Raw genomic sequence first — 2,602 nt, 5'->3', positions numbered from 1 at the left:
TGCTCATGCTGAGTTTCCAGCACTAGATTAACTGCCCGTTCACGGACTTCCGGAGAGTAACGTTTGGTCGTTGTCATAGAGACCTCCACTTTTAAAGTATAGACTCTAATTTATCCGGGGTGATTCATGTCCTTGGATCGTCCATGCTTCTAATAATTCTAAGTAAGGCAATTTTGCGCTTTTCTGCGTACTTCAAGCTGCGACCCTCGAGCTGCCACCACAATTCCATCAGCTCAGATAATCGCCGTTGATCGGCTGGCTTTTCAAGCCATTCTTTACTGTGCATATTGCTGAGCACATAACGCTCGTAAGCCACTGCATCAGCTTTTTTCTTGAATATCTTTTGGATCCGGCGGCCATCCCGGCCAAGGGGTCTTACATCAACTTTGTATCGTCCACCATCGAGCGTTTTAATCGTCATGATTACGCCCTCCGGTCATCAGCTCTATGTGTTTGCCTGTTTGGCAAACATAAGCCTCATAAATCCCTAGCCAGCTTTTTGTTCCAATGGCGCAGATTCCACATCGTTTTGCCCAAAGTGTGCGAGAGCCGGAGCTATCTGTCCGGATTCTGGTGCAATTTTACCTGTGGTAAACCATAACGCATATTTTTCAAAAATTGGTGTTGACAATATTTTCATCAAAACATCTCCTTTGGGAATTGCCTCCCCTGTCTCATATCTCCATAGTGCATTATGTGGTATGCCTATTATTTCGGCAGCCTTCCTTCTGCTTGCAATGCGTTCACTTTCGCGCATCACCTTTAATTTCTCTGCTATATCCAAATTCATATTGCTTTATCCAAATTAATGTTCCAGAATAGGGCCATGCAATGCTTTGGGGCTGATTTTTTTTCAATACCCCAACTTGGGAGATTACCACATGACAGACGACGAATTGAGGGCCTTGTTTAAGATCCCTGACCCCATTACTTCGGATGAATTTTCACGCCGTACGGGTAAGTCAGAGCCAAGCGTGCGAAAGTTGATCGAGCGCCGCCTGCTACCTCTCGCTACAGAGAGAGAAATCATGGGAGAGAACGGCAGTTCATACAGACTATTTATTCTTTGGAATGAATGGCTTGAGATGGTTTATGAAATGACTCAGCAACTTCCTCCCGAACGCTACGACTGGAAACGCGCTTGGTACAAACGCGTCAAGAAGCTCCGTGAAGATTTAGGTGTGCCGTATCGCCTTGGGGAAGAGGATAAGGCCGCATGAAAGACATCATCTTCATTTGGGGCATCTTGAGCTTTCCCTGCGTCGTGCTCTACATGCTCTATGTGCTTTTCAGCAGGCTGATAGAGCTTATCCATCAGAAACGCGCCGACCACATGCGCAAAGCCTATCAGGCCCGCAAGGCAGCCGTTGAACGCCAAGCTCGTCAACGTTTGTAGGAGAAAGCCATGCAACCGGCCTACGCCACATTGATAAAAGAACTTGTGCAGGAATACCACGCCAAGCGGGCAAACCTCCGTGCTGCGACAGCCACGCCGCCCGAGTTGCAACAGCAGCTAGACGACGATTACGCCTACCGGCTGAGTATTGATCTGGAGGATGCATTAGACGATGCCTGGGCCGCCGGAGATATCGAAAGCGCCAGGCAGATAGATAGCGTTATCCGGCAGTTTTACATGGGCCAAGGCGTGACAGGGTGCTCGCATCACAACTTGGCTTGAGGCAGGCGGCCACTAAATTAAGTGAACCCTACCTTTTGCGGTTTTTGTCTCAATTTTGGATCCACAGTGATGACATACAAGCCATACAAAGCTCCCTTGCGTCTCAGTTTGAAGAATGGACTTGAAATTATTGCCCGCGCAGTTTGTGCAAATGCAATGAGATGGTGCCAGAGGTGCCACAGATTCTTTTGGCGTATATACAAATTTTCCAGGAACAATTTCATGAAGTTCGTATTTTTCAATCTCAGCCTTGGTTTTCTCAACCTCGCCGAGTTTTTCCTTGAGAAAGCGTACTTTGTCAGACTCAAGTGAAAGCCTGTACTGGAGGTCTTGTATCAGCTCTTGAGCAGAAATAAGACTATCCCTGAGAGCTATTAGTTGGTTGGCAATGTGGTCAAGTTCACCAGAAGCCTTGCGTGGTGAAACAAAACCCACAAATTAAAGATAGAGGTAAGCGATTATGACCCTGCAAGACCTATGGTGGCTGAATTACCTGATGCCGTTACTATTGCTGCTTATTGCTCTGTTGCTGTCTGTATGGGGGATCGTTATCCATATCAGAAGCAAAAACAGGCAGCGTAAACATGAGCAGCTTAGTGCCATGTACTATAAAAAGTACCTGGCAAGACGTGCACGAAAAAACCACGTCGGATAATCAAAAGGTCGGGCGCGATGGCTATCGATAAGTTTGATATGACGGTCAGATTTAACGCCGGTCAGAGGCTGCATGGCCTGAATAAAATAGCCGAAATTCGCGCCGGGATGCGATCAGTACAGGAACGGTCACAAAAGCCGTGTGAATCACCCCGGATAAATTAGAGTCTATACTTTAAAAGTGGAGGTCTCTATGACAACGACCAAACGTTACTCTCCGGAAGTCCGTGAACGGGCAGTTAATCTAGTGCTGGAAACTCAGCATGAGCA

At 47.1% G+C, this 2,602-nt stretch carries 6 protein-coding genes; 3 read left to right on the top strand and 3 right to left on the bottom strand.

The features are described from left to right. Window positions 1-124 precede the first annotated feature (124 nt). Both CINSTRO3249_RS14960 and CINSTRO3249_RS14955 read right to left on the bottom strand, forming a co-directional pair. On the bottom strand, window positions 125-421 hold the full coding sequence (locus tag CINSTRO3249_RS14960) for a phage integrase (protein WP_074013818.1): 297 nt from the start codon (window positions 419-421) through the stop codon (window positions 125-127). A gap of 66 nt (window positions 422-487) precedes the next feature. Next, window positions 488-790, bottom strand: coding sequence for a helix-turn-helix domain-containing protein (locus CINSTRO3249_RS14955; protein WP_074013817.1), 303 nt, complete (start codon window positions 788-790; stop codon window positions 488-490). Window positions 791-881: 91 nt separating this feature from the next. Between CINSTRO3249_RS14955 and CINSTRO3249_RS14950 the strand changes: the two genes are divergently transcribed. From CINSTRO3249_RS14950 to CINSTRO3249_RS17775, 3 genes are read left to right on the top strand one after another with little or no spacing between them, the layout of a single operon-like run. After that, window positions 882-1,220: a hypothetical protein gene (locus tag CINSTRO3249_RS14950; protein WP_074013819.1), complete on the top strand. Its 339-nt coding sequence runs from the start codon at window positions 882-884 to the stop codon at window positions 1,218-1,220. Next, window positions 1,217-1,396 carry a hypothetical protein gene (locus CINSTRO3249_RS17780; protein ID WP_074013816.1) on the top strand — a complete coding sequence of 60 codons (180 nt, stop codon included), beginning with the start codon at window positions 1,217-1,219 and terminating at the stop codon, window positions 1,394-1,396. Before CINSTRO3249_RS14950 ends, CINSTRO3249_RS17780 begins: the two co-directional genes overlap by 4 nt. 9 nt (window positions 1,397-1,405) lie before the next feature. Next, window positions 1,406-1,678 carry a hypothetical protein gene (locus CINSTRO3249_RS17775; RefSeq protein WP_074013815.1) on the top strand — a complete coding sequence of 91 codons (273 nt, stop codon included), beginning with the start codon at window positions 1,406-1,408 and terminating at the stop codon, window positions 1,676-1,678. Window positions 1,679-1,690: 12 nt separating this feature from the next. Here CINSTRO3249_RS17775 and CINSTRO3249_RS16905 read toward each other — a convergent pair whose 3' ends face one another. Further along, window positions 1,691-2,113: a hypothetical protein gene (locus tag CINSTRO3249_RS16905; protein ID WP_125933214.1), complete on the bottom strand. Its 423-nt coding sequence runs from the start codon at window positions 2,111-2,113 to the stop codon at window positions 1,691-1,693. Window positions 2,114-2,602 lie beyond the last annotated feature (489 nt).

It is taken from the genome of Candidatus Sodalis sp. SoCistrobi (genome assembly GCF_900143145.1).
Lineage (GTDB): Bacteria > Pseudomonadota > Gammaproteobacteria > Enterobacterales > Enterobacteriaceae > SoCistrobi.
The sequence above is the reverse complement of the archived record's forward strand: the minus strand, read 5'-3'. Positions and strand labels throughout refer to the sequence as shown.

Excerpts from the sequence above, each read along its gene's own strand:
- CINSTRO3249_RS14950 (WP_074013819.1), top strand. The coding sequence starts at position 882 with ATGACAGACGACGAATTGAGGGCCTTGTTTAAGATCCCTGACCCCATT.
- CINSTRO3249_RS17775 (WP_074013815.1), top strand. The coding sequence starts at position 1,406 with ATGCAACCGGCCTACGCCACATTGATAAAAGAACTTGTGCAGGAATAC.
- CINSTRO3249_RS14960 (WP_074013818.1), bottom strand. The coding sequence starts at position 421 with ATGACGATTAAAACGCTCGATGGTGGACGATACAAAGTTGATGTAAGA.
- CINSTRO3249_RS14955 (WP_074013817.1), bottom strand. The coding sequence starts at position 790 with ATGAATTTGGATATAGCAGAGAAATTAAAGGTGATGCGCGAAAGTGAA.
- CINSTRO3249_RS17780 (WP_074013816.1), top strand. The coding sequence starts at position 1,217 with ATGAAAGACATCATCTTCATTTGGGGCATCTTGAGCTTTCCCTGCGTC.